This is a genomic window from Aquimarina ulvae, from assembly GCF_053613295.3.
The window spans coordinates 184,705-208,236 of the sequence record NZ_JBSIBP030000006.1 but is presented as its reverse complement, the minus strand read 5'-3'; the positions used below and the strand labels follow the sequence as shown (position 1 = coordinate 208,236).

Sequence of the window (23,532 nt, the reverse complement as noted above, 5' to 3'; positions counted from 1 at the left end):
GATACGAGAAAGGTTCTAACCAACCATCAATGAAAATTACTTTTCCCGTATCAGGACTTAATCTTCTCTTAAGCTATCCATATAGCCTATAATTTCTTTTACTGCGGTACTGTCCATTCGCGCATCACCGTGAATGAGCTCGTAACTATCCATCGGCATTTCGCCGCTTTCTATTTGTTTTATAATAGAACGCAACTTGCTGTTTTTCCTTCGGCTGGAATAGGTGTCCCATTCATTAAAATTAAGTTCATCCTTTCCTTCCTGTATGTGGTCCTCCAGATACCAAGCGGCAGGCTGTATCTTGCTGTACCACGGATACTCTGTATTGTTGCTATGGCAATCATAGCAAGAAACCTGCAACTGATTTTTAATCGTTGCAGGTACTTGATTTACTATCATAAAATCATTTTGTGGTACAGTATCGCTCTCGTTCAAGGTTACTGGAAAGAGCTGGATCACTACCAATGCCACAAGTGAAAGCCACGCTATGATTTTTAAATACTTCAATTAGTTGATTTCTCGCTGTACTTTACCACATCTCAACATTGAACTTCCATAATAGGGATTCAATACATTTTCTTCTTTGCTCAACCACGCTGTACCACCATCGTACATAGGGCAAAATTGCTCGTAAAGTTTAGTCTTTGTACCAGTAATTGCCACCATATCGGTTACATCCTTACTTAATATCTTAAAATGTTCACGCTGATGCTTGATATCACTTTCTGAAATGTGTTCTGCGTGTTCTGTGGCATCTTCGATAATGTCATTTAATTCTGATGTTTCATTATCAGAATAGTTTGATGCGTCAAAAGATTTAAGAGATTGAGCCAATGTATTTCCCAATTCTTTCGCCTTATCATTATCGTCTCCTACTAACGCATCTTTTAAGTTGAAATAGTCATTCAAGATTGCTTCTGCTTTTGCATCTTGGTTGTCATTCATCGCCATATCGTCTTTGTCATCCATAGACTCTTGATGCATCTCATTACTCATAGGTGCAGCCGGTTCGTTCTTGTTTACATCTTTGCAGGAAACCGTTAGTACCGTTGTAGCAGCAAGTGCCATCATACCTAGTGTTCTTTTTACTTTTTTCATCTTTGTTGTTTATTTAAGTTAATTATTGTTTTAAAATCTTAATGAAAGTCCGCCACCCCATCCAAAACGGTTGTCATAGCTTCCCATTAAAGAGAAATCTCTACTCAGTACATATTCAAGGCCTACTTGCCAAGTCGTTTCTTCTTCAAAATCAGTCCCTTCTTCAAAATCATTTACCCAACCAAAATCCATTTGGTATTCATACTCACCATAAAGAGCAACATTTCTAAATATCATAGTCGCTGTCGCAAAAGAGATAGTAGGACGTAACTTGTTATCAATCCGTAAATCGGAATCGATTAGAAGTGGAAGCAAATAACGAACACCTACGACACCTGTGGTAGATATTTCTTCAAGGCTATCCACGCCTTCGTTTTCAACATTTACGCCTCCAAAAACCCTGAAATAACTATTGAGCCAACGCTCGTATGTAAACTCTGCTTCTAAATTTTCATTCCAGCCATATTCTCCTCTTAAGGTAAACTGATTACGAATGTTCGTTGCCGTATAATATAATTCTGTCATATGGCTTGCCCCAGTGACTTCTCCCCAAGTGAACATATGATTTGCCTCATTGGTAAGATTGGTCAAAGGATATCCTTCTAATCGTTCATCTCGTGGTGTATCGTAGCTAAAAATTCTAGCCATACCACTGTTTACATGATATAGAACGTGACAATGAAAATACCAATCACCCTTTTCATCCGCAGCAAACTCAATGACTACCTTTTGCATCGGTGCAACATTAACCGTGTGTTTTAATGGACTGCGCTCACCATTTTCATTAAGTACCCTAAAAAAGTGTCCGTGTAGATGCATTGGGTGGTGCATCATTGTCATATTGTTAAGCGTTATTCGTACAACTTCTCCCTGATTGATTTTTATTTTATCGGTTTCTGAAAGTGGTACTCCGTTTATTGACCATACATATCGGTTCATATTACCAGTTAGGTTAAATAGCATCTCACGTGTAGGTCTGTCTTCGTCAAATTCGGTACTTTCTGGCGCTTTTAAATAGTGATAATTAAATTCAGGATTACCACCTGTTTTCATATTATCACCTATCACTTTGTCTTTTGGAACCATATAGCCCATTTTCATTCCACCATCCATTTGCATCTTATCTTCCTTCATTTTCATATCCTGATGAGCCATACCGTTGTCTTTCATTTTGATGGAATCTTTATCTTTCTGCATCCCATCCATCTGCATTTTGTCATCTTTCATATTCATTCCATCCATTTGCATTCCATCCATCTTCATTGCGTATTTCTTCATTTTTTCAATACTATCATTTTTTGAAGGGTTGAACTTAACTGCTGGGGCTCCCATTTTCATATCCATTGACATCATCTCTTGCATCTGTTTAATCAAATCAGGTCTAGGAACTTCTGGAGCTTTCAATGTATTGCCTGTTCCTAAAAAGGTAGATGCTTTACCAGAACCGTCTTGTGAAGTTGCAAGGATTTCCAGCTTTCCGCTTTCTGGAATAGTTACTATAAAGTCATATGTTTCGGCAACTCCGATTAATGTTTTATTGTGTGGTACAGGAACAACATCTAACCCATCCGCTGCTACTAGCGTAGGGTCTTCGCCACCGAATGTAAGCCAGAAATAAGTGGCAGCAGCTGCATTTACAAAACGTACCCTTACCTTTTCACCAGGTTTAAAATCAGTATAGTTCTGTTCAGGTTTTCCATTTATAAAAAAATAATCGTAGTAATTGTCAAGTATAGCCATATCTGGCATACGTTGCCACATCATTTTCAACTTAGCTCCAACAGCACCTCTGGCGATTACTTTATCCCAACTTTGTACTTGATTTTTCTTAATGAGGTACCATTCATTACCTCGTTTTAAGTTACGGAGTTGTGTTTTAGGATTTTCATCCATCCAGTCCGAAAGTACGAGTACCAAATCTTTATCATACTCTAATGTGGTCTCTTTAGGATTGATTTGAATTGAGCCATAAACACCACGTTGCTCTTGCAATCCCGTATGTGAGTGATACCAATAAGTTCCAGATTGTTTGAGCGCAAATTTGTACTGTTGAGTTTCGCCTGGCTTAATAGGTGGTGTATTTAGATAAGGTACACCATCGTAAAAATGTGGAAGTATTAAACCGTGCCAGTGCACAGATGTTTCTACATCCATTTTATTGGTTACGTTAATAATAGCAAATTCCCCTTCATTAAATTCTAAAGTTGGACCAGGAATACTACCATTAAAGGTCATCGCTTTTACATCTTTACCCGTGTAGTTTACAGTCTCATAATCAATAGTTAAATCATAGACACGTTCTGGCCAATTATCAACATTTTCTTCGGATTTGTTGGCCACAAAAGGATTGTCTGGTTTTTGTGCTTGCATTGCAAATCCAAATAGTATTAAGAAAAATATTAGTAGTTTTTTCATATTTATTTTTAATTTTTACCAAAATTAAAGCTGTTTTTCAGCGAGTTGTGTCATAATCTTGGTTCTTATCTATAAAATTTGGTCTAATGAATTCCTAAAATTTTGCTGTTGCTTTTTATAGGTCGTTAAGCTCATTCCTGTTTCGGTCTTAAATTGTCTACTCAAATGATTGATATGGCTATAATCCAATAGTTGACTTATCTCGGTAAAATTCTTTTCCTGTGTTTGTATGAGTTCCTTGACCTTTTCGATTTTCAGTTTAATGAAGTATTTTTCAATGGTATTTCCTTGTGTGAATGAGAATACCTTACTGATTTTTGAATAGTCTTGATGTAATTTTTCTGATAGGTGCTTAGATAATTTGTCGCTTAGTTGGATGGGTAGATTTTCCATCATTTTTATAAGAATAATTTTCACCTGCTCAGTTAGTGTATCCTCAGCAGAATCGATAATTGCGAAGCCGTTATTACTCAGAATTTCCTTAAAGGCATATCGCTCATCGTCGTTCTTGATGTCAAGTTTTACACGTCCCAATTCAATTTCTTTTAGTTCAATGCCCTGCGATTCAATTTCAGATTTGAGCACCTTGATACATCTATCACAAACCATATTTTTTATGTAAAAATCCTTGACCATAACTAGTTGATTAAATAGTTAATAATGGCCGATTGCACATAGTACCGTTGTACCGACTCAATTTGATTCATTTGAAACTTCAACTGCAATTCCTGAATGTCCAGCACATCATTAAAATCTATAGTGCCAGTTTCATAATTTTTTACCAGAATTTCTTCGGCATCTTGGGCTTGTTTCAGGTTACGGACTTGTGTGTTGTAAGCGATGCGAGCTTGGTTGCGTTGCGATTGCGCTTTCGCGAAAGCGGATTCCAGCACATTCAATCGCTGTTCCCTTTGGGTCTCTATTTCTTGCTGTCGCAGTTCATTTTGTTTTGAAATGGATTTGTAGCGGTTGTTGAAAATGGGTATGGAAACTGACACCATAGGCATCAATACATCTTTCCCATTATCGTTGAAGTTGACATCGCTGCGTTCCGTTACGGGCAAATAATCCACGCCAAAACCAATCATAGGCAAACTCTCACGCTGGTTGAGCAGTTCAGATTGTGCCACCGATTCATAAAGTTTGTCATATTTGAGCAGTTCAGGGTTGAGTGCAAGCGCTTCATTGTCATAAAAAGGGTCTTCCTGCGGAATTTCCATTTCTGGAACTACGTCAACAGTCATCATTGATTCGCGGTTGAGTAAATTGTTGAAAGCCGTTTGTTCTGCTCTAAATTCTTCTTCCAGCACTTCCTTTTGTTGTTGTAATTCATTTTGTCTAATCTGAAGTCGCAACACGTCTACGGCACTCGCTTTTCCTACTTCTACAGACGTGAGTGCAAGTTGCTCGTAGGTTTCCAGAAGCTGTATATTTTCATCCAGCACAGCTTGCTTGGCACGTATAGAATACAGGCTATAATAGGATTGTGCGACCGAAAGTGCGAGCTTGCGCTTTGCAATCGTGATGTCCACATATTCGGCATCTGCCATTGCGGTGGCATAATTTTCACGAGCGGTAATAGTACCAAACCACGGCAACATCTGTTTTACACCTATCCGTGCACGTTGTGCGCCAACTCTGGTTTCAGGCTCGCTCACAAAGTAGCCAGCACTTACTTCGGTATTGGGAATCCAGTTGGCTTCGTTTACCTTTTCTTCGGCGATATTATAGCGCAGTTCAAAAGCTTGAATTTCTGGATTGTTCGCTTCAGCTTCTTGGATGTAGGATTGTAGTTGTTGCGCCTGCCCGCCGATTCCGACAAGAAGCAACGCTAAAATCACCAAGGCGTTCAGGCGGGCTTTCGCACTTCGTCTTCGCTCAGTATGAACTTCAGCGGAAACAAACAAAAACACGAGTATATATTTTAATTTTTTCATCTGTTTGCTTTTTTAAGTTGGTATTCCTTTTTCCAACTGTATAGGACTGGCAGTAGAAAATAGGACGTAACGTCGATTATCATTCCGCCAAAAATGGGTATCGCCATCGGTATCATTATATCGCTTCCCTTGCCTGTGGATGTGAGTACAGGAAGTAATGCCAACACCGTAGTTACAGTAGTCATCAAACACGGACGAATACGTTTACCTGCGGCTTCCAAAGTGGCGAGACGAATGCCCTTTTTATTGTCTGGTTCGTTGCTTTTAAAAGATTGGTCTAAATAGGTGGCCATTACTACACCATCATCCGTTGCGATCCCGAAAAGGGCAATAAAACCTACCCAAACGGCCACACTTAAATTGATAGTTTTCATATTGAACAAATCCCGCAGATTTTCGCCGAAAAAGCCGAAGTTGAAAAACCATTCCTGACCATAAAGCCATATCATAATGAAACCACCTGCAAAGGCCACGGCGATGGCAGTAAACACCATAAGCGATGTAGAAACCGACCTGAATTGGAAATACAAAATCAAGAAAATAACCAGCAAACAGAGTGGTACGACAACCGATAAGGTTTTCTCTGCCCGCAACTGATTTTCATAAGTACCCGTAAAGCGATAGCTAACACCTTGTGGTACGACCAGCGAACCGTTATCAATATTTTGTTGAATCAGCGCTTGAGCATTTTCTACCACATCTACTTCGGCAAAGCCGTCGAGTTTGTCAAACAGCACGTAGCCAATTAGAAATGTGTCTTCACTCTTAATGACTTGTGGTCCTTGCTCGTATCGAATTTCGACCAATTCGCCCAGCGGTACAGGACTGCCTTTTTCTACAGGAACGTAGATATTTTTAAGGTCGTCTGGATTTGCCCGTAATTCTCTTGGATAACGCACGCGCACGGCATAACGTTCCCGACCTTCCACGGTTTGCGTGAGTGGCATTCCGCCCACGGCTACTTGCAGGATTTCCTGAACATCTATAATGGATATGCCATATCGAGCCAATTGGTCTCGCTTAATATCAATAAGCAAGTAGGGCTTGCCCACGATTCGGTCTGCAAAAACAGCTTGTTCCTTGACGCCTTCAGCTTGTTTCAAGATGTCTTCCAATTCCAGTCCAAAGTTTTCTATGGACTTTAAATCGGGTCCTTTTACCTTGATGCCCATAGGTGCCCGCATTCCCGTTTGTAGCATTACCAATCGGGTTTCGATGGGTTGCAACTTGGGTGCAGATGTCACGCCTGGCAACTTGGTCACTCGTACAATCTCGTTCCAAATATCATCAGGACTCTTGATGTCCGGTCGCCAGTTTCGATAGTATTCGCCATCGTCATCTTCAATCAACTCTTTGCGTGTGGCAGTCGTTTTGAGCGATGTTTCGGCATAGTTGACGTCTTCATCTATCTCATTATTTGGGTTGATAATGAATTTGTTATTCTTCAGTACAAACAATCCATCGTCATTGACCTTATAGCGTTGTCGCTCGCCAGAACTATTCCGCATATATTCAGATTTATACTGAATGACATTCTCATACATCGAGAGTGGTGCTGGGTCGAGTGCGCTTTCCGTTCTTCCAGCTTTTCCCACCACAGTTTCGATTTCAGGAATGCTCGCCACCGCCATATCGAGCTGTTGCAACACACGTTTGTTTTCTTCAACACCTGCGTGTGGTAAGGATGTAGGCATCAGCAAGAATGAACCTTCATTCAGCGCTGGCATAAACTCTTTGCCTGTGTTTCGCATAATAATGATACCCAACGTGAGCACCGTAGCCGGAACGATTAAGAATAGATATCGGTTCTGAAGTGCCCATTTCAAAATACGTTCATAGTAAATCCTGAAAATTGAGAACGCACCAAGCAGTCCAAAACAGATAATGGAAACAAATATTAGGTTCATCACGATGCTTCGGTCAAAGCCCAAAGGTCGCCAGTAGGTAGCGAGCAAGAATACGATGGCAACCGATGAAATGATGATGTCATATAGATTCTTACGCTTTCGCGAAAGCGCACCACGCATCTTTAAAAATGATGTTGTAGCAAAGGCAATAAGAATAAGCCCCAGCCAAAAGCCGTAAACGATGGCGAGAATTCCTAACAAAATAAGTAAACCATTGATGGCGTACTGTGTACGTTCTCGTACACTCGTCTTGCGGAACAGGAATGCCGCAATGGGTGGAATGAGAAATAGCGCAATGATGAGTGATGCCGTGAGTGCCATTGTTTTGGTAAAAGCAAGCGGGCGGAACAGTTTTCCTTCGGCACCAATCATTGTGAATACAGGCAGAAAACTGATGATTGTCGTTAAAACTGCCGTTAGAATAGCACCAGAAACTTCTGCAGTTGCGTTGTAGATGATTTCGTTTGTGGTGTATTCCTTACCGTTTTCATTAAGCCGCAACTTTTCATCTTCCAAGTGCCGTATCATATTTTCGGCGAGTATCACGCCCACGTCCACCATAGTTCCGATGGCAATGGCGATACCAGAAAGTGCGACGATGTTTGCATCTACATTAAAGAGCTTCATCGTGATAAAAACCATCAAGACGGCCACGGGCAATAATCCTGAAATAAGGATGGATGCACGTAGATTGAACACCATAATGATAATAACTAAAATGGTAATCAAGATTTCCAAAGTCAGGGCTTCGTTTAGCGTACCCAAAGTTTCCTGAATGAGTTCGGTACGGTCGTAAAACGGCACGATAGTCACTTGCGAAGTGCGACCATCTGATAAAGTTTTGGTTGGAAGTCCAGAGCTTATTTCGGCAATTTGTGCTTTGACATTATTGATGACTTCCAGCGGATTTGCACCATAGCGAGCGACTATAACACCACCTACAACTTCGGCACCTTCCTTATCGAGAATGCCACGTCTTGCAGCTGGTCCCAAATGGACATTTGCCACATCTTTGATGCGTATGGATGTAAAGTTTTCAGAATCTACAACTGCATATTCAATATCTGCTATGGATTTTACGTAACCCAATCCGCGTACGAGATATTCCGCTTGATTGATTTCGAGCGTTTGTGCGCCTATATCTTGATTGCTTTGCTTGACGGCCTTGACCACATCGCCCATACTCACGTTGTATTGACGCATTTTTTCTGGGTCGATATCCACTTGATATTCCTGAACATAGCCACCTATGGATGCTACTTCAGAAACACCGCTTGCAGAGGATAATCCATATTTCACATAGTAATCCTGAATGCTACGCAATTCCTGTAAATCCCATCCGCCAGTTACGTTGCCGTCTTTATCGCGACCTTCCAGCGTGTACCAAAATATCTGTCCGAGTCCTGTGGCATCTGGCCCAAGTGATGGATTGACACCATCGGGCAAGAGATTTGCAGGAAGCGAGTTCAATTTTTCAAGAATGCGACTGCGTGACCAATAGAACTCGATGTCTTCTTCAAAAATGATATAGATGCTGGAAAACCCAAACATCGAAGAACTACGGATGGTTTTCACGCCTGGAATACCAAGAAGCGAAGTGGTAAGCGGATATGTGATTTGGTCTTCAATATCCTGTGGCGAGCGACCTTGCCACTTGGTAAAAACAATTTGTTGGTTCTCGCCAATATCAGGTATGGCATCAACGGATACTGGGTCTGTAGGCAAAAAGCCTGTTTCCCAATTGAAGGGTGCGTTGACCACGCCCCAACCCACAAATAGGGCGAGTAGTAGAACGGCGACAAGTTTGTTTTCTATGAGAAATTTAATGCTCTTATTCAGCATAGCATTTGATTATTAGAGTTTTGGAAATACGTGTGGCAGAAAATGGCAAACACGAGTTTTAGCCCACTACAGCGTAGCTGTTGGGCTTCATTCAAAAAATCTAACAAATCAAATTAAGAAAGTCTGGTGCAGCACTTGCACATCCCGTTTGACAAAGGGTCGCGGGTAATCGTTGAAAGGAACTTCTTCAGATTCGGTTCCTTCAAAAAGGTTTATATAAGAATAGGTAAAAGCAGCGATGAACGTTTGCTGCTCGAATGAAAGTGTGTCAAAAGATATTTTAAGGTCGTCTTTGCCTTCCTTGACAATTTGCTGGTCAGTACAACAAGATTTCTCAGTCATTTTAGGATTCTCACAAGTTTTGGTAGGTTGCGCTTTTTCCATTCCGCAACCTTCAGCTTTTGAGAATAAACTGAAATCGACCAAATTGTCCCCACAATAATGCATATCCACAGTAAATGACATCGTGGTAACAAGCACCACGCAAGCCATAAAGATTGCCATTGATTTGTGAATTACTTTTTTCATTTATTACAAATTTAAAAATTATTTTAACATTTAGCTGGTTTTTAACTAAACATTGTTTTTTAGTTTGTAGGCTTTATCCTAGACTAAATGTGTAATTTAAAATTTCCTTGACTTTCTCCATTTATGATAAATTTTATTGCATCAGACATTAGTTAAGACACAGAAATACTAAGATGGTCACAGAAAAAGGTTAATTAAATATATAGTCCTGGTATATATGTTTTAGGTATAAGAAAAGGCATCTTTAGGTTTACTCGTGCACGCTCGTTAAACTTGTAGTTACGAAAGGATGTAATTTCAAAAAAGTCGTCTCTTATTGGTGGAGAACTAATGGTGTAGCAGAGTCCAAATGGATTATAAGTTAACTCTCCTAGTGTATGATACGCAAAATTTGAGCGAATTATACCCCAACCGTTTCGCAATGATTTTGCGGTTGTGTAATAAATGAAAACACGAATATCTGGCGGAAGTGATTGTGATTCTTTGGACAAAATAAAATCTTTTAAACCTGGATGATTTAACAGCTGTCCTCCACTATCAATGCTCATAAACATACTTAATATTTGTTTAAGAACATTTAGCGGTTTTATAGTGTAGATAAAAGGTATTCTGTGGTAAGAATGTACTTTGTAATGACAAACAAATATGCCTGTGTCAACAAACTGTTTGTAACTAGCACCATACCAACTACCGGTATTATTGTTACACTGCTTGCATAAATAATAACCACCAGCACCTTGATTACTTCTCATACGTTTTCCATACAAATAACTTTTGGTATCGTGCAAATGTTCTGACTTTTGAAAATAGACTGGTTTTCTATTATATGCACTCTCCGGTGGAATATGCTCAAAAGTTAGTTTTTTGTGTTCTCCACAAATTCTACAAATTCCTTTCAATTGTCTTGTTGTTTTAGCAACTTTAATCTACGCAGGTAGCGTACATATATAGGTTTAAGTTCCTTTATTTCGGTTTGGTTGGAGAGCCATTTTAGTATAGTGTTTTCTTCTCGGTAAGCTTCGGATGTTTTTCGTTTAAAAAGTTTGCTGACACTTATCGCTACAGACCTAGAGATTCCGCTCGAAATAAGATTTTTTACATTTTTGTCTCTTGTTCCTAATTCCAATGCTGTAGGTAGTCCAAGAGTAATTTTATACATTTCTTTTTGCTCATCTGTTAAAACTTCGTCTAAAACGTCCACTAAGAGTTTGATATACTTAACCAATAAATAGGTAACGATAGAAGAGTTTATCTTTATAACCTTACCAATAAGCTTATTTACATCTTTTTTACTCGTTGGGTCAATTCTATTTTCGTCAGTAACCCTAGGGTTATCGGAAGAATAAAATTTTATATCATCATTAATGAGTTCTTTATAGCTTTTCCCTTGAAGCCAAGTTGTTGCGTGAATTGCCATTCCGATAGTACCTACACCACTTATGCTATACCTTTCAAAAGCTTCAGTTCTCAAATCAAAAATTTTATCTAAGCCCTGAATGATAGTTAAAAGTTGCCAAAAGAAAGGTCGTTCTTTATTTGGTAAAGCAAGTGCATCATCTTTTCTTCTTCTTTTCTCCAGCAATCTGTTAGGTGTAATTACCCAATCATTAATATCTGAGTTTTTTACAGCTAGATAGAGTTCATTTTGTAATAGCGGGTCTATGGACTGATTTTCAAGAATAATCCTTCTTGGTATTGAAATTTCAGCTAATTCCAAATCTAACACCTTCAAGCTTTTAGCTACTTGTTTAGCTCTTACATTTTTTTTGAGCAAAAATGCTTCGACGCTATCTCTATTTTTTACAAACTTGTTTCTTATGAAAAGTGTTAGATTTTTTTGCTTTGCTATTTCGTTTTTATCTCGCTTACCATTATCATTTAAAATCTCAATCTCGTTAATATTACCTTTAAGGTACTTGAAGTTATATTCTGGTAAATTTTTAGTAGAAAAAGTCTGTATTTCCTTGTCATACTTTGCATCATAGTACTCTTGTGGTGTTTTACCTTTGTGGTTAGGTTTTTCTACAAAATAAATATTCCCGTATAATGATTCACTCAATCGACCTGCTCTACCTATGAGGTTTCCAAACTCAAAATCGGTTAGGTCTTCTAGGTTTTTTCTTGGGGTAATTATAAACAGATTATTTGCTGGCAAATTAACACCTTCAATAAGAGTGGATGTACAGAAAAGATTTAATATTTTTTTATCTTGAAAAAGCTCTTCAACTTCTTTTCTTATAATATCTGGTAATTTACCGTGATGAAATGCAACACCTTTTTCTAGACAATCAATCAAATAGTACTTTGAATTAAACTCATCCTTTAAAAAATCAATAAGTTCTTTTACTCTTTTTGGAATTTTTTCTAGGTCTTTTGATTCTTGATATTCTTGTGCCCATTTTTCTGCATAATCACCTCTATTACTAAAAACAATATTAGACTGTTCTGGTGCAACAAGGTTAATCACACGCTCTATTATTGTACCATTTCTACTGTTCTTAAAAAGAGATTGGGCATTATAATCAGTATCAATATTTATTAGTAAAGGCTTATTTATGTCGTCTCGAATCTCAATTTCTAAATCTTCTTTCGAAGTGGCTCGGACAATTTTTTTGAACTGGATTACTGGCGATAATTGTGTGCGGAAAGGTTTAGCTTCTTTACCAAACACCTCTAAAAATGTCTTTTCAGGATTTGATATATGTGGGCCTGCTGTAACTAATTTTGCTTTTGGAAATTGAATAGCAAGGTCTTCAAAAACATTTTCAAATGTAGAGCCTCGACCTTGATCATCTTCAACGCCTTGAATCTCATCTATAAAAATAAAATCTATGTCTATTTTATTTTCTAAATCTGCGGTTAGAAGCTTGATACATCTTTCAGGAGTGAGTACATATAAAATTTTAGGCTCCCGATGAACCTCTCGAATTTGTTCGCTACCTAATTCTTCTTCAACTCCTTCAATATAAGCTGTCCTAATTAGGGTGTTTGTATTTACTAATGCTATTCTAAACTCTTCACTTACCTGATTAATTAATGCTCTACTGGGTACGATATAAATTGTTTTATAAATGACCTCAGTTGTGTAGGTTTGTGTCAAAAACTGCTTCAAAATAAAAGACTTTCCTGAAGAGGTAGGCGCTGATACTGCCAAGTTAGATTCATCATTAAGTCCATTCCAAAGTCCTTTTTGAAATGATGTTAATAGAACAGTACCATTTACGGTATTAATTGTTTTACTCTGCCTTTGCAGTAAGAGCTCCATCGATAACAACGAATCGTAATCGTATCTAAACGCCTTATTATTACCTTCATCAAATAGTTGTTTGAAAAACCTTGTTGCGGTAAGGTTTCCTAGTCTTGAAAATATTACATAACATACTTTAATAATGTCAAGATATTCGTCCTGATCATTATTTGATAAATACAGTAGTGTTGCAAAGCGTTGTGCGCGTATCCTATGTTTCTCCTTTTTACTGCCTGCAAGAATAGAAACTAACCAGGTCGCCTTTCGCAATTTAACTAAGTCTATAGTTATTTTTTTCTTTTTTGTGTAGGTGTAATAATCACTGTAAATTATTTTAAGATTGAGTGACCTAAAGACTTCCAGAAGTACAGGATGAGCAAATGCTTGCTTCGCAATATTCTTTCTTTTACTCATATCTATAATAGTTGGTCATCCATTGCATTTCTGAAATTAGAAACCTTATCTACAGGGACTAAGAAAAAATCCAAGTGAACGTGTTCAAGTCCAGCTTCCTTAATGTGCTTTTCAATGAGCTTAAAAACCTCCCTTTTGCCTTTAACTTTTGTAAGTAATAATGCAGAGATTAACTCCTGAAATTCTTCGTGACTTTTAGCCTTTTTTTGAACATCGACCATATAGTTTCTTTCATACATCAAAATAATTGGGTGCACTAATATTTGAGATTTATAAGCATCTTGAGTTGGGTCAAGTTTGTCATATAAGTCATCAATATCCGCATCATAATTATGAATATCCGCCTTTGCAATTACAAGTTCGTGACTTAGGTTGTGCGCTTTGTTTTTATCATTATGATATCGATTAATAGAATCTAGCGCGTCAGTAATAGCATCTGACATACTTATCATAATCTTAGATTCACCGATTAATAACGCAGGCACATCATTATAATCTCCCAAAAACAGTCCATCACTACCTTTAACTTCATCGTGTACATTAGTTAAATGTCTAATTTTATGCGCAACCATTTTACATCCCAAAACTCCTTCTACAAGGGCAAATAGGAGTAGTTCCCCATACTTACCTCCAATGTATTTCTCGCTACTCTTTTTAAAGAAAATTCGACTTTGATTAAATTTTTCTGACCAAGATTCGGTTTTAACTCTTATTGTTTCAGAATCGATTATTTGTTGTAGTTCGTGTTCAGGCAAATCTGCATTAGAAATACGAACAGCTTTTACCATTCTTTTTACCTCGCGGGCAATATCATCTTCTATTTCTTTTATGCTGTATACATAATGAGGTAATATTTTGGTAAGGAATTTACTTAGAGATAAGAAATCAATTGCAGTAGAGACGGGCTTTATTGTATAAAGCCGCATACTAATCTTATCGCCTATTTTTTCATTAAGATGGGAGACTAGCTCTTTATCCATCCAATGCTCATCAATCTGTACTACTTTTTCTTTTGCCATAAAACTCTTAAAACCCAACAAGTTAAAAAAGATTGAAGCTAATGAAAACGTTTTGTCAACTTTTTGTCAACTCACTGTAAATATTTTACACAAAAGGATTAACCGCCGCAGGCGTCCCACTAGGATAACCCCAAGCCACGTACTGCGATTTCCTTTCATCCACATCCAGATGAACAAAAGTGTTCCCAACACCTATACGCTTAAAGCCCACGTCTCGTGCGGCTATTACCAGAGTATTACGGATAGTTTTAGAAGATGCCCTAATATCAACCGCCTTGCAGTTTGGAACTTTATGAGAAGAATTGCGCACGCCACCCACTTTACGGTTATGAGCTTCACTGCGTGCGCCAGAGTTGATCCAACTAAAGATAGGATAACCAGTTTTTACAGAGAGATTATACAGCATTGTAATGAGTCGTCTATCCATACAATTTCCAGAACCAGGTGTATCTGGACTATCAAAAACTGAGAGATCTACAGCAATACCTTTTCGTCGGTACACCCCAGATGAAGAACTGGACTTGCTAAATTTATAAGCCAAAAAAGCGCCACCCAAAAGTAGCGCCATAGTGCCTAAGCCTATGTATATATGACCATTATCCTTAAATGCCATTAGCTTTTGTCTTTGCAATTACAAGGCTTCTTTTTCTGCTGACTTTCCTTATAGCGCAGGTATAAATCCGAACCTATTTTAATAGCACTCAATACCGTGAACGCAGCAAAAATATAGTTGAGTGTTTTACTTCCTTTGTCTATGCCCATCACATATTCTTTTTATTGTAAAGCTGGATTTCAGCTTCCAGTTGTTCTATATATTTTTCAAGCTCAGTAATACGATCCCGCTGTTTAGTTATCGTTCTGGACATCGTGGTATTTTTATTCTCCAGTTGGATGATACGCTTTTCCATCTTTTCAGACCATTGCACCCAGTTGGTAACTACACTATCATTTGCTTGTGCATTTAAGTGGCGTATCTCTGCATTTTTCAGTTTGCGCTGCACATTGTAATGCATAAGGATCTCTACCAACTTCCAAAAGCCTGTAGCACCTAAAACAATCGCAACGATTTCATAAACATTCATAAGTTTGGTTTTTACGCTTTACCGCTTCGCTCTCCCGATGGTCGTGAATCTCGCGAGCTCGATTTCGTGAAAGCGTATTTCATTTAAAATTCATCTGCTGGTTTTGGTTCATCTCTCGGAAACTTCTCCTCTTCAAAAACGCGTCCTCTAAAAGTTGTGTAACGCAAAGGAAGTTCAGCCAGGTATGGATTTATATTGAGCACCACGTGATCCTCACTGTCCACAAAGGTTCCGTAAAGAAACAATCTACCATCCGCATCTATCGCGTAGTTAAAAGTGTTTCCTTTTTCTGTCTGGCACAGCCCATAATAATCAGACTGATCTACCGCGAGTGGCGCTGGTAAACTTACCTGCCATCCAGCAATCTCAAGCTGCTTGGGGCTACTTGCACCCAATCGTATATCTTTCCCTACAACGAGATTACCATTGATAACCGAATATCTATTCCGAACTGGTGAGTGAATTAAACTCGGTCCAAGATGAAGTGGTTGCACTTCAAGAATCTCCTGTGTATTCTCGATAGTTCCTTGACTTTTTGTTATTGCGTCGCTTTGATATCCCATTATTAATTGGCTATTAAGATTCCTGAAAGTATGAGCAGTCCACCACCCAAAAGGATCTTGTGGAATTTGCCTTGTTTCAGCTTTTTGTTTTTAAATTTTAGTTGATTTTCCAAGAACAGAATTTGCTCGTTTCCATTTTCTGAAATCCTCATTAGGTTGGTATGCTGCAATCTCATTCTGGTTAGCACAGAATCTTTTTTGACCAGTAAATTGTCCTTCAGTTTCATTGAAAAGTCAAGCTTTCTAATAATTGAATCTTGAAACTGAGCGCGTTCTAATCTTACGGCTATTTCTCGCGATTGCCTTAAGTCAAAACAGAAATACTTTTCAGTTTTTATGTGCTGTACTATCGGTTTTAAATCTTGCGAAATACTGAAACAGCTCTGCATCACTATAACCAGAAATAGTAGTAATCTTTTCATTGAGACTTGTTTTTAGGTGTGTGATGGTAATTTTATTCTTGCTCAGTAAATTTGTCAAGCTATCTACCTGCTTCTCTAAATCTGTAATTTCCAGATCTAGCGATTTGTTCTTTTTGAGTAAAGTGCCATTTTTCTCCTTCCAATCGCTTGGTGTTCTGAGTTCATAACCATCCTCCAAAGGAATAATCACTTGAGTAAGCACAACTACAAGAACCACAAAAAAGAAAATGGCAAAAATGACCTTCCACTTATTCATCTTTTTCTGTCTTTTCAGGTTTAAAAAGTCGGTTTAATAGACTTTCTAAAATGAGTTTATGAAACACTAGTGCAAACACAAAAGATTGTAACAGCATCTCCACCTTGTGTAGCATCGTATCTCTAATAAAGTAGATTATAACGCCGTAAATAAAACCTACGATAAGCACTCGATAGCGTGTTTTTATTTTTATGCCAGTTACGTTTGCAAGCCAGTCGGTCACAGTTTTCTGGTTAAGGCCAAAAGCAATGATGATAAAAGTAAAAATGTATGCCCAATCTAGGCTGGATAAATAGTGAACTAAGTGTTTTAAAATGTCTGTCATTTCAATTGTTTTTTAAGGGTTTCTTTAATGGTTTTTATATCTGCGGTAAGCAGGGATAATTGATGATTCGGGAACATATTCTTGGTCAAATGCGCAACCAAAACAATGGTTGCTCCAGACGCCAGTAATGCGATGATAATTTTCGTCAGTGTTTGGTTGGTCATTGTGAGCGTGACTTCGGTTTTAATGCCGTCATCATCTACAAGGCTGGACACAATGTCTTTAATACTTTTTCCCATTAGGATTGCTGGTTAGTAATAGGTTCATTCATATCTAGGGAATTAAAAAGCGCTTCATTTACTGATGTTACTTTCAAGTATTTCATCACGCGTTCTTGAACTTTTTCATCATAAATTCCTGTCACGATTCCAGCCCAACCGTAATTGCGCAACAAGTAAATTTGCAGTCGCTCTACGTTTTTTCCTTTGCTTCCCAGTTGCAAAGGGAACTCATCTGCTACTGGTTTTCTAGGTTTTGTTTGGTGCTTTGGTGCGCTTGGCTTTATTTCAAGAACAGACTTTTTGGTTTTAACCACTTTCATTTGCGGTTTGGGTGTAGCTGGTTTTGGTTTTAAAATTTCGGTTTTTAAAACTGTGGCGACGGCTTGCTTCTGTTCTTCAGCATCTTCTCGTTTACCTTTAACTATTTGATGTGCGATGATGCCTATGCCTAATAAACCACCTGCAATGCATACTATTTTTACAACGTGTTCCTTTTTCATTTGCCCATCATTTTCAACGCTCTACGCATTCCTGCGATGTCTTTCTCTGTAAATTCAGATTTACCCAGACGCTTCTTTGCAGCCTTTAATGTGAGTGGTCCGAAAACACCATCTACTCCATCACGTTTTGCTCCAGATTTTCCGAGATTCTCTTTGTAAATCTTCAAATATGCCTGCAAGATTTTTACATCTTGATGACGCGTTTTATACTTTAATGGATAACCGGTCTTCACATATTTTATTCGTGGCTTTGATGCAGCACTAGATGATGACCCAGAGCTGCGAGGCACTGGAATAGTTGTATGAACAGGGATAATTTGCGGTGAGCTGTCCTTGTTCTGAGCCAGATCGCCACCATTAGCTTCTTTCTTTTTCTTGTAATACATATATGCGACCGCGCCGCCAGCTAGCACAACGATTACGCCACCTACAACAATGAGATCTTTGTTCTGTTCAAAAAATGTCTTCTTGGATTTGGTTGCTATTTTCTTCATAGTTATTGAGTTTGATAATTAGGTAATTGGCGTACAGGATTATGCACATATCGTTTCATTTCTGACGCGCTTAGAAAACTTGACAGATGTTTCCATAAATCTTTCTTGTAGAACTTCCAATAGGCTTTTGAAAGACTAGCGACTTGTGTTTTATCGCGTAATCGCTTGGAAAAAATCTCTTTTACAATAGCTTCATCATCATTAAAAGTTCCTTTGGCATTTTTCAACTTCTTTGCAAAAGATTGAGCCGTTCCTTCATCCAGAATTTTAATCTTCCGTGGTTCAACCCATCGCTGTACATTGGTCAGGTAATTCATATCAAACGGCTTATTCCAGTTAGGCTCTCGCTTAATGGTTGCTTGATTACTTGTGGACACTTGTATTCCAGATCCTATGTCTTTCCCAATGGATTGTTGGGATGTTAGCTTTTCCTTTTTCCGCTTTCGCGAAAGCGTAACAAATACACCTACCGTTACTGCTGCCATAGCAGCGCCACCTATCATCCACCATCCTGTTTTGGTTATTTTCATTCTTTAATTTTTAAGCTGTTCTATAATTTGGTATTTGCCCGATGATATTCAGGATAATTTTAATCTCATCTTCTGAAAGCCTGTCTTTAATAGTATCAATCAAGTTTTTTGAATACGTACTTTGATAAGCTTTAGACACTTGTGACACTTGAACTTTATCTTTCAGTTTTCTAAAAATTGCATACACCGCATCTTCATCATCACCACCTTCATACCACGCGCCCCAAGCTTTGTTTATCTGTTTTGCATAGCTGGTAGCGCTGCTCTCGCTCATCGCGATCACTTGACCGTTGACATTCTGTAAAACCTTTGTGAGGTAGTAAATGTCAAAGGCATTTTCTGCGTCCAGATTATTTGCTGTGGTTGCCAGTTGTTTTTTGATTTGGGTCAATAGTTTGCTTGTTTTTTGATCGCGTTTCCGCTGGCGTATGGATAGTAATGAGCTTCCGACAATTAAAAGTCCCACAGCGCCACCGCCTAATTTATAGATGAGCTGTCTGTTCATTTGCCTAATAATTTAGTAGCACGTCCAGCTGGTGTGAGCATTGCGAGATCTGTGATGTCTGCATCTTTAGCCGAGTTTCTCAAAACAACTACAATGAGAATGAGCGTAATCGTGAGAATGACAGGAACACCAATCGATAAAATCTTCGTCAAGCTCTTGCCCAGACCAAAAATGTTACCGCCTATTTCAGAAATATCTGCAATGGATCTGGTTGCCATATTGCTTACATCCAGTTCGTTTTTAAGCAACCATTTATTAAATGATGGACTCGTTGTACAAAATGCCGATCCATTCGTTTTCCAAGTGACCAGCCATAACATTTTAGCATTATCCTGTCCTACTTCCTTTTTCAGTTTTACGTAATAGCTTGTCCAGAAGTCACACGGATCGTCTGCTTCTGGAATCAAAAAGGATGTGTTTTGTATGGTTACTTGTTTTGCCATTTAATTGCTCAATAGTTGATCGGCTTGCTTTTGTGCATTTTTTAGATCCAAGTCTTTTTCTTTTAAGAATGAGACCAGACGTTGCTTTAAACATGTTTCCTTGGCTCGTGCGACTCGCTTATCGTGATTGATGTAAAGCTGTCTTCCTAGCCAAAATCCAACACCCAATGTGATGATTGTTCTCATTGATATCCTTGATAAATATTACACTTTGGGATGTCCAGATCTTCTAGCCATTCCTTAACGCTAAAACCAGGTTTATCACTATCTTTTTTAGTTGCGATCTCGTTAAAACCGACGATGATAATTTCTGGAAACCTAATAGTATAGAACTTTACCACGGCTTCTAGCGTAGCGGTTTGTTCTTCGGTACGTGTGTCTTTCCACCACGCTTCTTTAAGCGTTCTACCACCTACATAAGCTAGATTTTTGACATTGCCTGAAATACCAAAACGACCTTGTGAGATGCCCCATAGATCTACTTCGGTCGGGCTGTGTTCAGGTATGATGGTTTCTAAAGTACCATCCTGCAATACGAGATAATCAAAGCCTGGACGGTTCCAACCGAAACCACCGCTACGTTTATCGGTCGTATGTTTATCTATGACGGTTTTAGCCTTAAGGTCTAATGCTTCACTGGTATCGGTGCTGTGTATAACTAGAAAATCTACGTCTTTCATTGTGTGGAATTTTGAATGATTGAATTATTGAGTTGTCTAAAACCGAGTAGTCTATAGACAGGATATGCCTTGATATTGACTTGGTTATTCTGGTTGCCACCAAGACAGTAGATGTATTTTTTATCTTCAGAATAGCCTATGAAAAATGCCACGTGACCTTTCCAGCTATTCTTTTTACTGCGCCAAAAAACGACTATATCGCCTATGGCTGGTTTCTCGATTTCAGTGCCAACCTTAAGCCAAGAGCGTGCAGTCAATTGGTGGCTCATTTCTTTACCACATTCCAGGGCAACCCAATTTGTAAATGCGGAACACCAAGCCGTTTCATCTGTCGCGACCCAAGTGTGTCCAATCTTATCAAAGTAATTTAGGATGATAGGATTATGCTTTTGACCAACAAGTTCCGTCACACCATACTGACTCAAAGCCGTGTTGATTATTGTTTTCATAGGATGAACTTAAATGGATTTTTAGGAACTCGTTTCGGAATCCCTTTACTCATTTGCACACCGTAGGCAAGCGATGCTTTTTCTGGAAGTAGATTGTACATTTCCATTTTCTTGTAGTACAAGATGAACGTGATGGTTTGCAAACCACCTATCTTAAAACACCAACTATTCTGGCCATCGAGCATAGAACCATCTAAACCAAAAACTTCAGATACATTCTGAAAACTCTGCGGACTTTGATAATTACCGAGTGATAAAGTTTTACAAATCTCTTTCCCAGCAATACTTTTCTGTAGCAATTGTAAGGCATTCACACGTCGTTCCCCAGATGCTACAATTTTGAGATGCTTAAGCATTCCAGGACTAAATTTGAAATCTTCTCGCTCTTCGTGGTACTCATCATTGATTGTTACCGTTGGGCTTCTGGAAGAGTTAAATATGGTAAGCAGGTTTTTTCGAGTGGTTACTTTAGCAAAATCTGGTGCTGTTTCCACTTGATCAGCTAATCTGAATTGATCTAAAATTCCCCAAGGTGTCTCTGTTTGTACCTGTGTTTGGGCATTGATGCGCGTAGTACTTTTTGAAACTAAATTCTTAATCACAAGCTCATTGGACTCATTATCAAATCTAATTTCAGTCGGTCTTTTTCCAGTTCCATTGACATCAACGACTTTATGGTTTAAGCTAAGATGATACATATTATTGCTTACCGAGCCAATGACATAGACCATTCCGTAGAAGTAACTTTGATTAGTATTGACCGCAAGCGCAACTGGAGAAACCGTTCCAGGCATTGTATTTCCTGTTAGTGGAATGGTCGCCACTACAGTACCATCGCGCTCAACTACCGAAACGGAATCTGACAATTGATTTGCTACATACAATAAATTATTGGCAGGATTAAGAACCACTTGCTGTGGATGCGTACCCACCAAAACATCTATGCTTTCATCATTTTCTATAAACAATGGATCAGTAATTGGCTTATCACTATTGCCACCCCAAAGACACACGTCTCTAATTTCTGGCGTGTGGTTTTTGACCACAACTTGCATCACATCAAACTCTTTATGCAGATACTTTTGATAGTTTTTAAAGGCTTCCTTTAGCTTCTGATCTTTAATGAGATTACGCTTTCGCGAAAGCGAACTGCAATCAGAAATTTCCATCACACCTTCATCTGTAGCATAGAATCGGGAATCTCTTGTGGTGTCGCAAATTGGCTTTTTAGTTTCAGGTAACGCAACGTGCATCACGCCAGATCGTGTACCCCATTTTTTGAGTTGGTTGCGATATTTTGCAGAATTATTATTCATATAAGTATCTTCATTTGAGTGGATTGTTCTTTTGATAACCGCAGGGTCATCACAGCTATCGCAGGCTATATCGTTCGTTTTATTTGGTGCAAGTTTTATCGTCGCACCCATTGTAAATACTGCCATTGAGATAAAAAGTAGTTTATGCATTTACTCTATAATTTTCTATGAACGCCACCACATCTTTAGTGCGTTGTACCTGAGATTCGCCCACGTGATGTGGATTGTTCCCAAAAACCTTGGTCACGGCATAAATGGCTTCGATGGTAGGAAAACCGTAGTCCAGATATTTTTTTATTCCGCAGAGATCAGCTGTTTTCTGGCTTCTGGTCTTTAAGAACCAATGACAACCCTCGTGCGCCAAAATCGCCACACGAATGGGAATGGTGTAGCCTATAAATAATCGTTGTGAGATCTGAACACGTGGCATCTTGCGGTGCGTGCGAGCTGGTGTAATCAATTCTTTACCAAATGCATCAGTAATCGACGGTAAGTATTGAAAAAGGAACTCGTGATTTTTAGAGTCATAAAACCCAGTAGGCGTGTGTCCTGCTTTTTGTGCAAAGTCAATCGCAAAATCCATAAATCGATGTTCTTCTTGCGATGCCCAGACTACAGCAGGTTTCATTTTTTCTACTTTGAAGTAGCTCATATCAAACTGATAATCTTCGCCTGAAACTTTATCAAACAATTCCATTTCCAAAACTTCTGGCGTCACAGGTAAAGAGATCACAAATTCACGTTTCACATTACTCTCATAAAACTGTGCCTTCCTTCTGAAATAGTAGGTATTTGGATATCGTGGATCATACACTCGAATACCCAATTGCATCGGCATTTTGGAAATAATACCAAGCCTGATTTTAAATCGCTCTTTATTTGATGGAATTGGGACTATCATTGTTGGTAGAGTTGCTTGTTATTTTTGTTTTTGATAACCACTAATCCCACAACGCCTGCTACAACGACACCACCTAGAACAAACACGATCGTAGGTATTCCTTTATTTTCCTCTTCAGGAACATCTGGTGCGCCCATTGAAAAGTCGTAATCAGATGGTGCATCGGTAGCTCCTCCAAATCCTGTTGTTGCTTTTGGTTGTGCAATGGTATCAATCGCAGCACCTATCGCAGTCGCACCGCCCATATCTTGAACGGCAGTACCGAGTTTAGAAAAGAAAGCTTTGCTTTTTGCTCGACGAGCGATGCGCTTTGGCGCGCTTCTTCTAGCAGTTCTTCGTGCTTTTCTTTTGGCACGGCGCGCTCTGCGTTTCTTCTTATTTCCGAAAAAATCGTCGTAGTTATCGTCCAGTATATATTCTGTTTCTCCTGTAATCATA

28 protein-coding genes are annotated in these 23,532 nt (G+C 38.7%); all 28 read right to left on the bottom strand.

Annotated elements, in window-relative coordinates:
- Nucleotides 1-57 precede the first annotated feature (57 nt).
- The 28 genes from ACWGOQ_RS14845 to ACWGOQ_RS14710 all read right to left on the bottom strand — a co-directional run bounded on the left by ACWGOQ_RS14845 (nt 58) and on the right by ACWGOQ_RS14710 (nt 23,531).
- The gene (locus ACWGOQ_RS14845) at nt 58-507 is read right to left on the bottom strand and encodes a heme-binding domain-containing protein (RefSeq protein WP_339337541.1); all 450 of its coding nucleotides are present in this window, start codon (nt 505-507) and stop codon (nt 58-60) included.
- A complete protein-coding gene (locus ACWGOQ_RS14840; RefSeq protein ID WP_015361354.1) occupies nt 508-1,098 on the bottom strand; it encodes a DUF3347 domain-containing protein in 591 nt (196 codons plus the stop codon).
- 30 nt (nt 1,099-1,128) lie between these two features.
- Entirely contained in the window at nt 1,129-3,513 is a 2,385-nt protein-coding gene (locus tag ACWGOQ_RS14835; RefSeq protein WP_015361353.1) for a multicopper oxidase domain-containing protein, read from the bottom strand.
- A 69-nt stretch (nt 3,514-3,582) separates the two neighbouring features.
- Nucleotides 3,583-4,149: a helix-turn-helix domain-containing protein gene (locus tag ACWGOQ_RS14830; RefSeq protein ID WP_015361352.1), complete on the bottom strand. Its 567-nt coding sequence runs from the start codon at nt 4,147-4,149 to the stop codon at nt 3,583-3,585.
- Nucleotides 4,150-4,151: 2 nt separating this feature from the next.
- Entirely contained in the window at nt 4,152-5,450 is a 1,299-nt protein-coding gene (locus ACWGOQ_RS14825; RefSeq protein WP_452058848.1) for a TolC family protein, read from the bottom strand.
- The gene (locus tag ACWGOQ_RS14820) at nt 5,447-9,199 is read right to left on the bottom strand and encodes an efflux RND transporter permease subunit (RefSeq protein ID WP_452058849.1); all 3,753 of its coding nucleotides are present in this window, start codon (nt 9,197-9,199) and stop codon (nt 5,447-5,449) included. The genes ACWGOQ_RS14825 and ACWGOQ_RS14820 overlap by 4 nt, the downstream gene beginning before the upstream one ends.
- Before the next feature lie 108 nt (nt 9,200-9,307).
- Nucleotides 9,308-9,727, bottom strand: coding sequence for an HYC_CC_PP family protein (locus ACWGOQ_RS14815; protein ID WP_452058850.1), 420 nt, complete (start codon nt 9,725-9,727; stop codon nt 9,308-9,310).
- A 194-nt stretch (nt 9,728-9,921) separates the two neighbouring features.
- A complete protein-coding gene (locus tag ACWGOQ_RS14810) occupies nt 9,922-10,626 on the bottom strand; it encodes a hypothetical protein (RefSeq protein WP_452058851.1) in 705 nt (234 codons plus the stop codon).
- The gene (locus ACWGOQ_RS14805) at nt 10,623-13,388 is read right to left on the bottom strand and encodes a DEAD/DEAH box helicase (protein WP_452058852.1); all 2,766 of its coding nucleotides are present in this window, start codon (nt 13,386-13,388) and stop codon (nt 10,623-10,625) included. Before ACWGOQ_RS14805 ends, ACWGOQ_RS14810 begins: the two co-directional genes overlap by 4 nt.
- Before the next feature lie 2 nt (nt 13,389-13,390).
- Nucleotides 13,391-14,407: a Hachiman antiphage defense system protein HamA gene (locus ACWGOQ_RS14800; RefSeq protein WP_452058853.1), complete on the bottom strand. Its 1,017-nt coding sequence runs from the start codon at nt 14,405-14,407 to the stop codon at nt 13,391-13,393.
- A gap of 85 nt (nt 14,408-14,492) precedes the next feature.
- The gene (locus ACWGOQ_RS14795; protein WP_452058854.1) at nt 14,493-15,020 is read right to left on the bottom strand and encodes a D-Ala-D-Ala carboxypeptidase family metallohydrolase; all 528 of its coding nucleotides are present in this window, start codon (nt 15,018-15,020) and stop codon (nt 14,493-14,495) included.
- Nucleotides 15,020-15,169: a hypothetical protein gene (locus ACWGOQ_RS14790; RefSeq protein ID WP_452058855.1), complete on the bottom strand. Its 150-nt coding sequence runs from the start codon at nt 15,167-15,169 to the stop codon at nt 15,020-15,022. Before ACWGOQ_RS14790 ends, ACWGOQ_RS14795 begins: the two co-directional genes overlap by 1 nt.
- Nucleotides 15,169-15,489 carry a hypothetical protein gene (locus ACWGOQ_RS14785; protein WP_452058856.1) on the bottom strand — a complete coding sequence of 107 codons (321 nt, stop codon included), beginning with the start codon at nt 15,487-15,489 and terminating at the stop codon, nt 15,169-15,171. Before ACWGOQ_RS14785 ends, ACWGOQ_RS14790 begins: the two co-directional genes overlap by 1 nt.
- A gap of 83 nt (nt 15,490-15,572) precedes the next feature.
- On the bottom strand, nt 15,573-16,052 hold the full coding sequence (locus ACWGOQ_RS14780) for a hypothetical protein (RefSeq protein ID WP_452058857.1): 480 nt from the start codon (nt 16,050-16,052) through the stop codon (nt 15,573-15,575).
- A gap of 2 nt (nt 16,053-16,054) precedes the next feature.
- Nucleotides 16,055-16,279, bottom strand: a complete 225-nt coding sequence (locus ACWGOQ_RS14775) for a hypothetical protein (RefSeq protein ID WP_452058858.1) — start codon at nt 16,277-16,279, stop codon at nt 16,055-16,057.
- Nucleotides 16,280-16,379: 100 nt separating this feature from the next.
- Nucleotides 16,380-16,730, bottom strand: a complete 351-nt coding sequence (locus tag ACWGOQ_RS14770) for a hypothetical protein (protein WP_452058859.1) — start codon at nt 16,728-16,730, stop codon at nt 16,380-16,382.
- Nucleotides 16,723-17,055, bottom strand: coding sequence for a hypothetical protein (locus ACWGOQ_RS14765; RefSeq protein ID WP_452058860.1), 333 nt, complete (start codon nt 17,053-17,055; stop codon nt 16,723-16,725). The genes ACWGOQ_RS14770 and ACWGOQ_RS14765 overlap by 8 nt, the downstream gene beginning before the upstream one ends.
- Nucleotides 17,052-17,294 (bottom strand): hypothetical protein, encoded by a 243-nt coding sequence (locus ACWGOQ_RS14760; RefSeq protein ID WP_452058861.1) that lies wholly within the window; start codon nt 17,292-17,294, stop codon nt 17,052-17,054. Before ACWGOQ_RS14760 ends, ACWGOQ_RS14765 begins: the two co-directional genes overlap by 4 nt.
- Entirely contained in the window at nt 17,294-17,776 is a 483-nt protein-coding gene (locus ACWGOQ_RS14755) for a peptidoglycan-binding domain-containing protein (protein ID WP_452058862.1), read from the bottom strand. The genes ACWGOQ_RS14760 and ACWGOQ_RS14755 overlap by 1 nt, the downstream gene beginning before the upstream one ends.
- Nucleotides 17,773-18,270 carry a peptidoglycan-binding domain-containing protein gene (locus ACWGOQ_RS14750; RefSeq protein ID WP_452058863.1) on the bottom strand — a complete coding sequence of 166 codons (498 nt, stop codon included), beginning with the start codon at nt 18,268-18,270 and terminating at the stop codon, nt 17,773-17,775. The genes ACWGOQ_RS14755 and ACWGOQ_RS14750 overlap by 4 nt, the downstream gene beginning before the upstream one ends.
- Nucleotides 18,271-18,272: 2 nt before the next feature.
- Nucleotides 18,273-18,800 (bottom strand): hypothetical protein, encoded by a 528-nt coding sequence (locus ACWGOQ_RS14745; protein ID WP_452058864.1) that lies wholly within the window; start codon nt 18,798-18,800, stop codon nt 18,273-18,275.
- A 10-nt stretch (nt 18,801-18,810) separates the two neighbouring features.
- On the bottom strand, nt 18,811-19,305 hold the full coding sequence (locus ACWGOQ_RS14740) for a hypothetical protein (protein ID WP_452058865.1): 495 nt from the start codon (nt 19,303-19,305) through the stop codon (nt 18,811-18,813).
- Nucleotides 19,302-19,748 carry a hypothetical protein gene (locus ACWGOQ_RS14735; RefSeq protein ID WP_452058866.1) on the bottom strand — a complete coding sequence of 149 codons (447 nt, stop codon included), beginning with the start codon at nt 19,746-19,748 and terminating at the stop codon, nt 19,302-19,304. The genes ACWGOQ_RS14740 and ACWGOQ_RS14735 overlap by 4 nt, the downstream gene beginning before the upstream one ends.
- 182 nt (nt 19,749-19,930) lie before the next feature.
- Nucleotides 19,931-20,428 (bottom strand): peptidoglycan recognition protein family protein, encoded by a 498-nt coding sequence (locus tag ACWGOQ_RS14730; protein ID WP_452058868.1) that lies wholly within the window; start codon nt 20,426-20,428, stop codon nt 19,931-19,933.
- Complete coding sequence (locus tag ACWGOQ_RS14725) at nt 20,425-20,877, bottom strand: TIGR02594 family protein (protein WP_452058869.1); 453 nt, start codon at nt 20,875-20,877, stop codon at nt 20,425-20,427. Before ACWGOQ_RS14725 ends, ACWGOQ_RS14730 begins: the two co-directional genes overlap by 4 nt.
- Nucleotides 20,874-22,343, bottom strand: a complete 1,470-nt coding sequence (locus ACWGOQ_RS14720) for a YncE family protein (RefSeq protein ID WP_452058870.1) — start codon at nt 22,341-22,343, stop codon at nt 20,874-20,876. Before ACWGOQ_RS14720 ends, ACWGOQ_RS14725 begins: the two co-directional genes overlap by 4 nt.
- The gene (locus ACWGOQ_RS14715; protein ID WP_452058871.1) at nt 22,336-23,094 is read right to left on the bottom strand and encodes a hypothetical protein; all 759 of its coding nucleotides are present in this window, start codon (nt 23,092-23,094) and stop codon (nt 22,336-22,338) included. The genes ACWGOQ_RS14720 and ACWGOQ_RS14715 overlap by 8 nt, the downstream gene beginning before the upstream one ends.
- Complete coding sequence (locus ACWGOQ_RS14710) at nt 23,091-23,531, bottom strand: hypothetical protein (protein WP_452058872.1); 441 nt, start codon at nt 23,529-23,531, stop codon at nt 23,091-23,093. The genes ACWGOQ_RS14715 and ACWGOQ_RS14710 overlap by 4 nt, the downstream gene beginning before the upstream one ends.
- Nucleotide 23,532: the final 1 nt, after the last annotated feature.

What these genes read in the sequence shown, in the direction of transcription:
- ACWGOQ_RS14730 (WP_452058868.1), bottom strand. Translation starts at nt 20,428, where the DNA reads ATGAAAGACGTAGATTTTCTAGTTATACACAGCACCGATACCAGTGAA.
- ACWGOQ_RS14715 (WP_452058871.1), bottom strand. Translation starts at nt 23,094, where the DNA reads ATGATAGTCCCAATTCCATCAAATAAAGAGCGATTTAAAATCAGGCTT.
- ACWGOQ_RS14775 (WP_452058858.1), bottom strand. Translation starts at nt 16,279, where the DNA reads ATGAAACTGAAGGACAATTTACTGGTCAAAAAAGATTCTGTGCTAACC.
- ACWGOQ_RS14760 (WP_452058861.1), bottom strand. Translation starts at nt 17,294, where the DNA reads ATGGGAAAAAGTATTAAAGACATTGTGTCCAGCCTTGTAGATGATGAC.
- ACWGOQ_RS14755 (WP_452058862.1), bottom strand. Translation starts at nt 17,776, where the DNA reads ATGAAAAAGGAACACGTTGTAAAAATAGTATGCATTGCAGGTGGTTTA.
- ACWGOQ_RS14710 (WP_452058872.1), bottom strand. Translation starts at nt 23,531, where the DNA reads ATGATTACAGGAGAAACAGAATATATACTGGACGATAACTACGACGAT.
- ACWGOQ_RS14735 (WP_452058866.1), bottom strand. Translation starts at nt 19,748, where the DNA reads ATGGCAAAACAAGTAACCATACAAAACACATCCTTTTTGATTCCAGAA.
- ACWGOQ_RS14745 (WP_452058864.1), bottom strand. Translation starts at nt 18,800, where the DNA reads ATGAAAATAACCAAAACAGGATGGTGGATGATAGGTGGCGCTGCTATG.
- ACWGOQ_RS14790 (WP_452058855.1), bottom strand. Translation starts at nt 15,169, where the DNA reads ATGGGCATAGACAAAGGAAGTAAAACACTCAACTATATTTTTGCTGCG.
- ACWGOQ_RS14750 (WP_452058863.1), bottom strand. Translation starts at nt 18,270, where the DNA reads ATGAAGAAAATAGCAACCAAATCCAAGAAGACATTTTTTGAACAGAAC.
- ACWGOQ_RS14815 (WP_452058850.1), bottom strand. Translation starts at nt 9,727, where the DNA reads ATGAAAAAAGTAATTCACAAATCAATGGCAATCTTTATGGCTTGCGTG.
- ACWGOQ_RS14835 (WP_015361353.1), bottom strand. Translation starts at nt 3,513, where the DNA reads ATGAAAAAACTACTAATATTTTTCTTAATACTATTTGGATTTGCAATG.
- ACWGOQ_RS14720 (WP_452058870.1), bottom strand. Translation starts at nt 22,343, where the DNA reads ATGCATAAACTACTTTTTATCTCAATGGCAGTATTTACAATGGGTGCG.
- ACWGOQ_RS14800 (WP_452058853.1), bottom strand. Translation starts at nt 14,407, where the DNA reads ATGGCAAAAGAAAAAGTAGTACAGATTGATGAGCATTGGATGGATAAA.
- ACWGOQ_RS14780 (WP_452058857.1), bottom strand. Translation starts at nt 16,052, where the DNA reads ATGGGATATCAAAGCGACGCAATAACAAAAAGTCAAGGAACTATCGAG.
- ACWGOQ_RS14825 (WP_452058848.1), bottom strand. Translation starts at nt 5,450, where the DNA reads ATGAAAAAATTAAAATATATACTCGTGTTTTTGTTTGTTTCCGCTGAA.
- ACWGOQ_RS14820 (WP_452058849.1), bottom strand. Translation starts at nt 9,199, where the DNA reads ATGCTGAATAAGAGCATTAAATTTCTCATAGAAAACAAACTTGTCGCC.
- ACWGOQ_RS14830 (WP_015361352.1), bottom strand. Translation starts at nt 4,149, where the DNA reads ATGGTCAAGGATTTTTACATAAAAAATATGGTTTGTGATAGATGTATC.
- ACWGOQ_RS14770 (WP_452058859.1), bottom strand. Translation starts at nt 16,730, where the DNA reads ATGAATAAGTGGAAGGTCATTTTTGCCATTTTCTTTTTTGTGGTTCTT.
- ACWGOQ_RS14785 (WP_452058856.1), bottom strand. Translation starts at nt 15,489, where the DNA reads ATGAATGTTTATGAAATCGTTGCGATTGTTTTAGGTGCTACAGGCTTT.
- ACWGOQ_RS14840 (WP_015361354.1), bottom strand. Translation starts at nt 1,098, where the DNA reads ATGAAAAAAGTAAAAAGAACACTAGGTATGATGGCACTTGCTGCTACA.
- ACWGOQ_RS14805 (WP_452058852.1), bottom strand. Translation starts at nt 13,388, where the DNA reads ATGAGTAAAAGAAAGAATATTGCGAAGCAAGCATTTGCTCATCCTGTA.
- ACWGOQ_RS14740 (WP_452058865.1), bottom strand. Translation starts at nt 19,305, where the DNA reads ATGAACAGACAGCTCATCTATAAATTAGGCGGTGGCGCTGTGGGACTT.
- ACWGOQ_RS14795 (WP_452058854.1), bottom strand. Translation starts at nt 15,020, where the DNA reads ATGGCATTTAAGGATAATGGTCATATATACATAGGCTTAGGCACTATG.
- ACWGOQ_RS14725 (WP_452058869.1), bottom strand. Translation starts at nt 20,877, where the DNA reads ATGAAAACAATAATCAACACGGCTTTGAGTCAGTATGGTGTGACGGAA.
- ACWGOQ_RS14765 (WP_452058860.1), bottom strand. Translation starts at nt 17,055, where the DNA reads ATGACAGACATTTTAAAACACTTAGTTCACTATTTATCCAGCCTAGAT.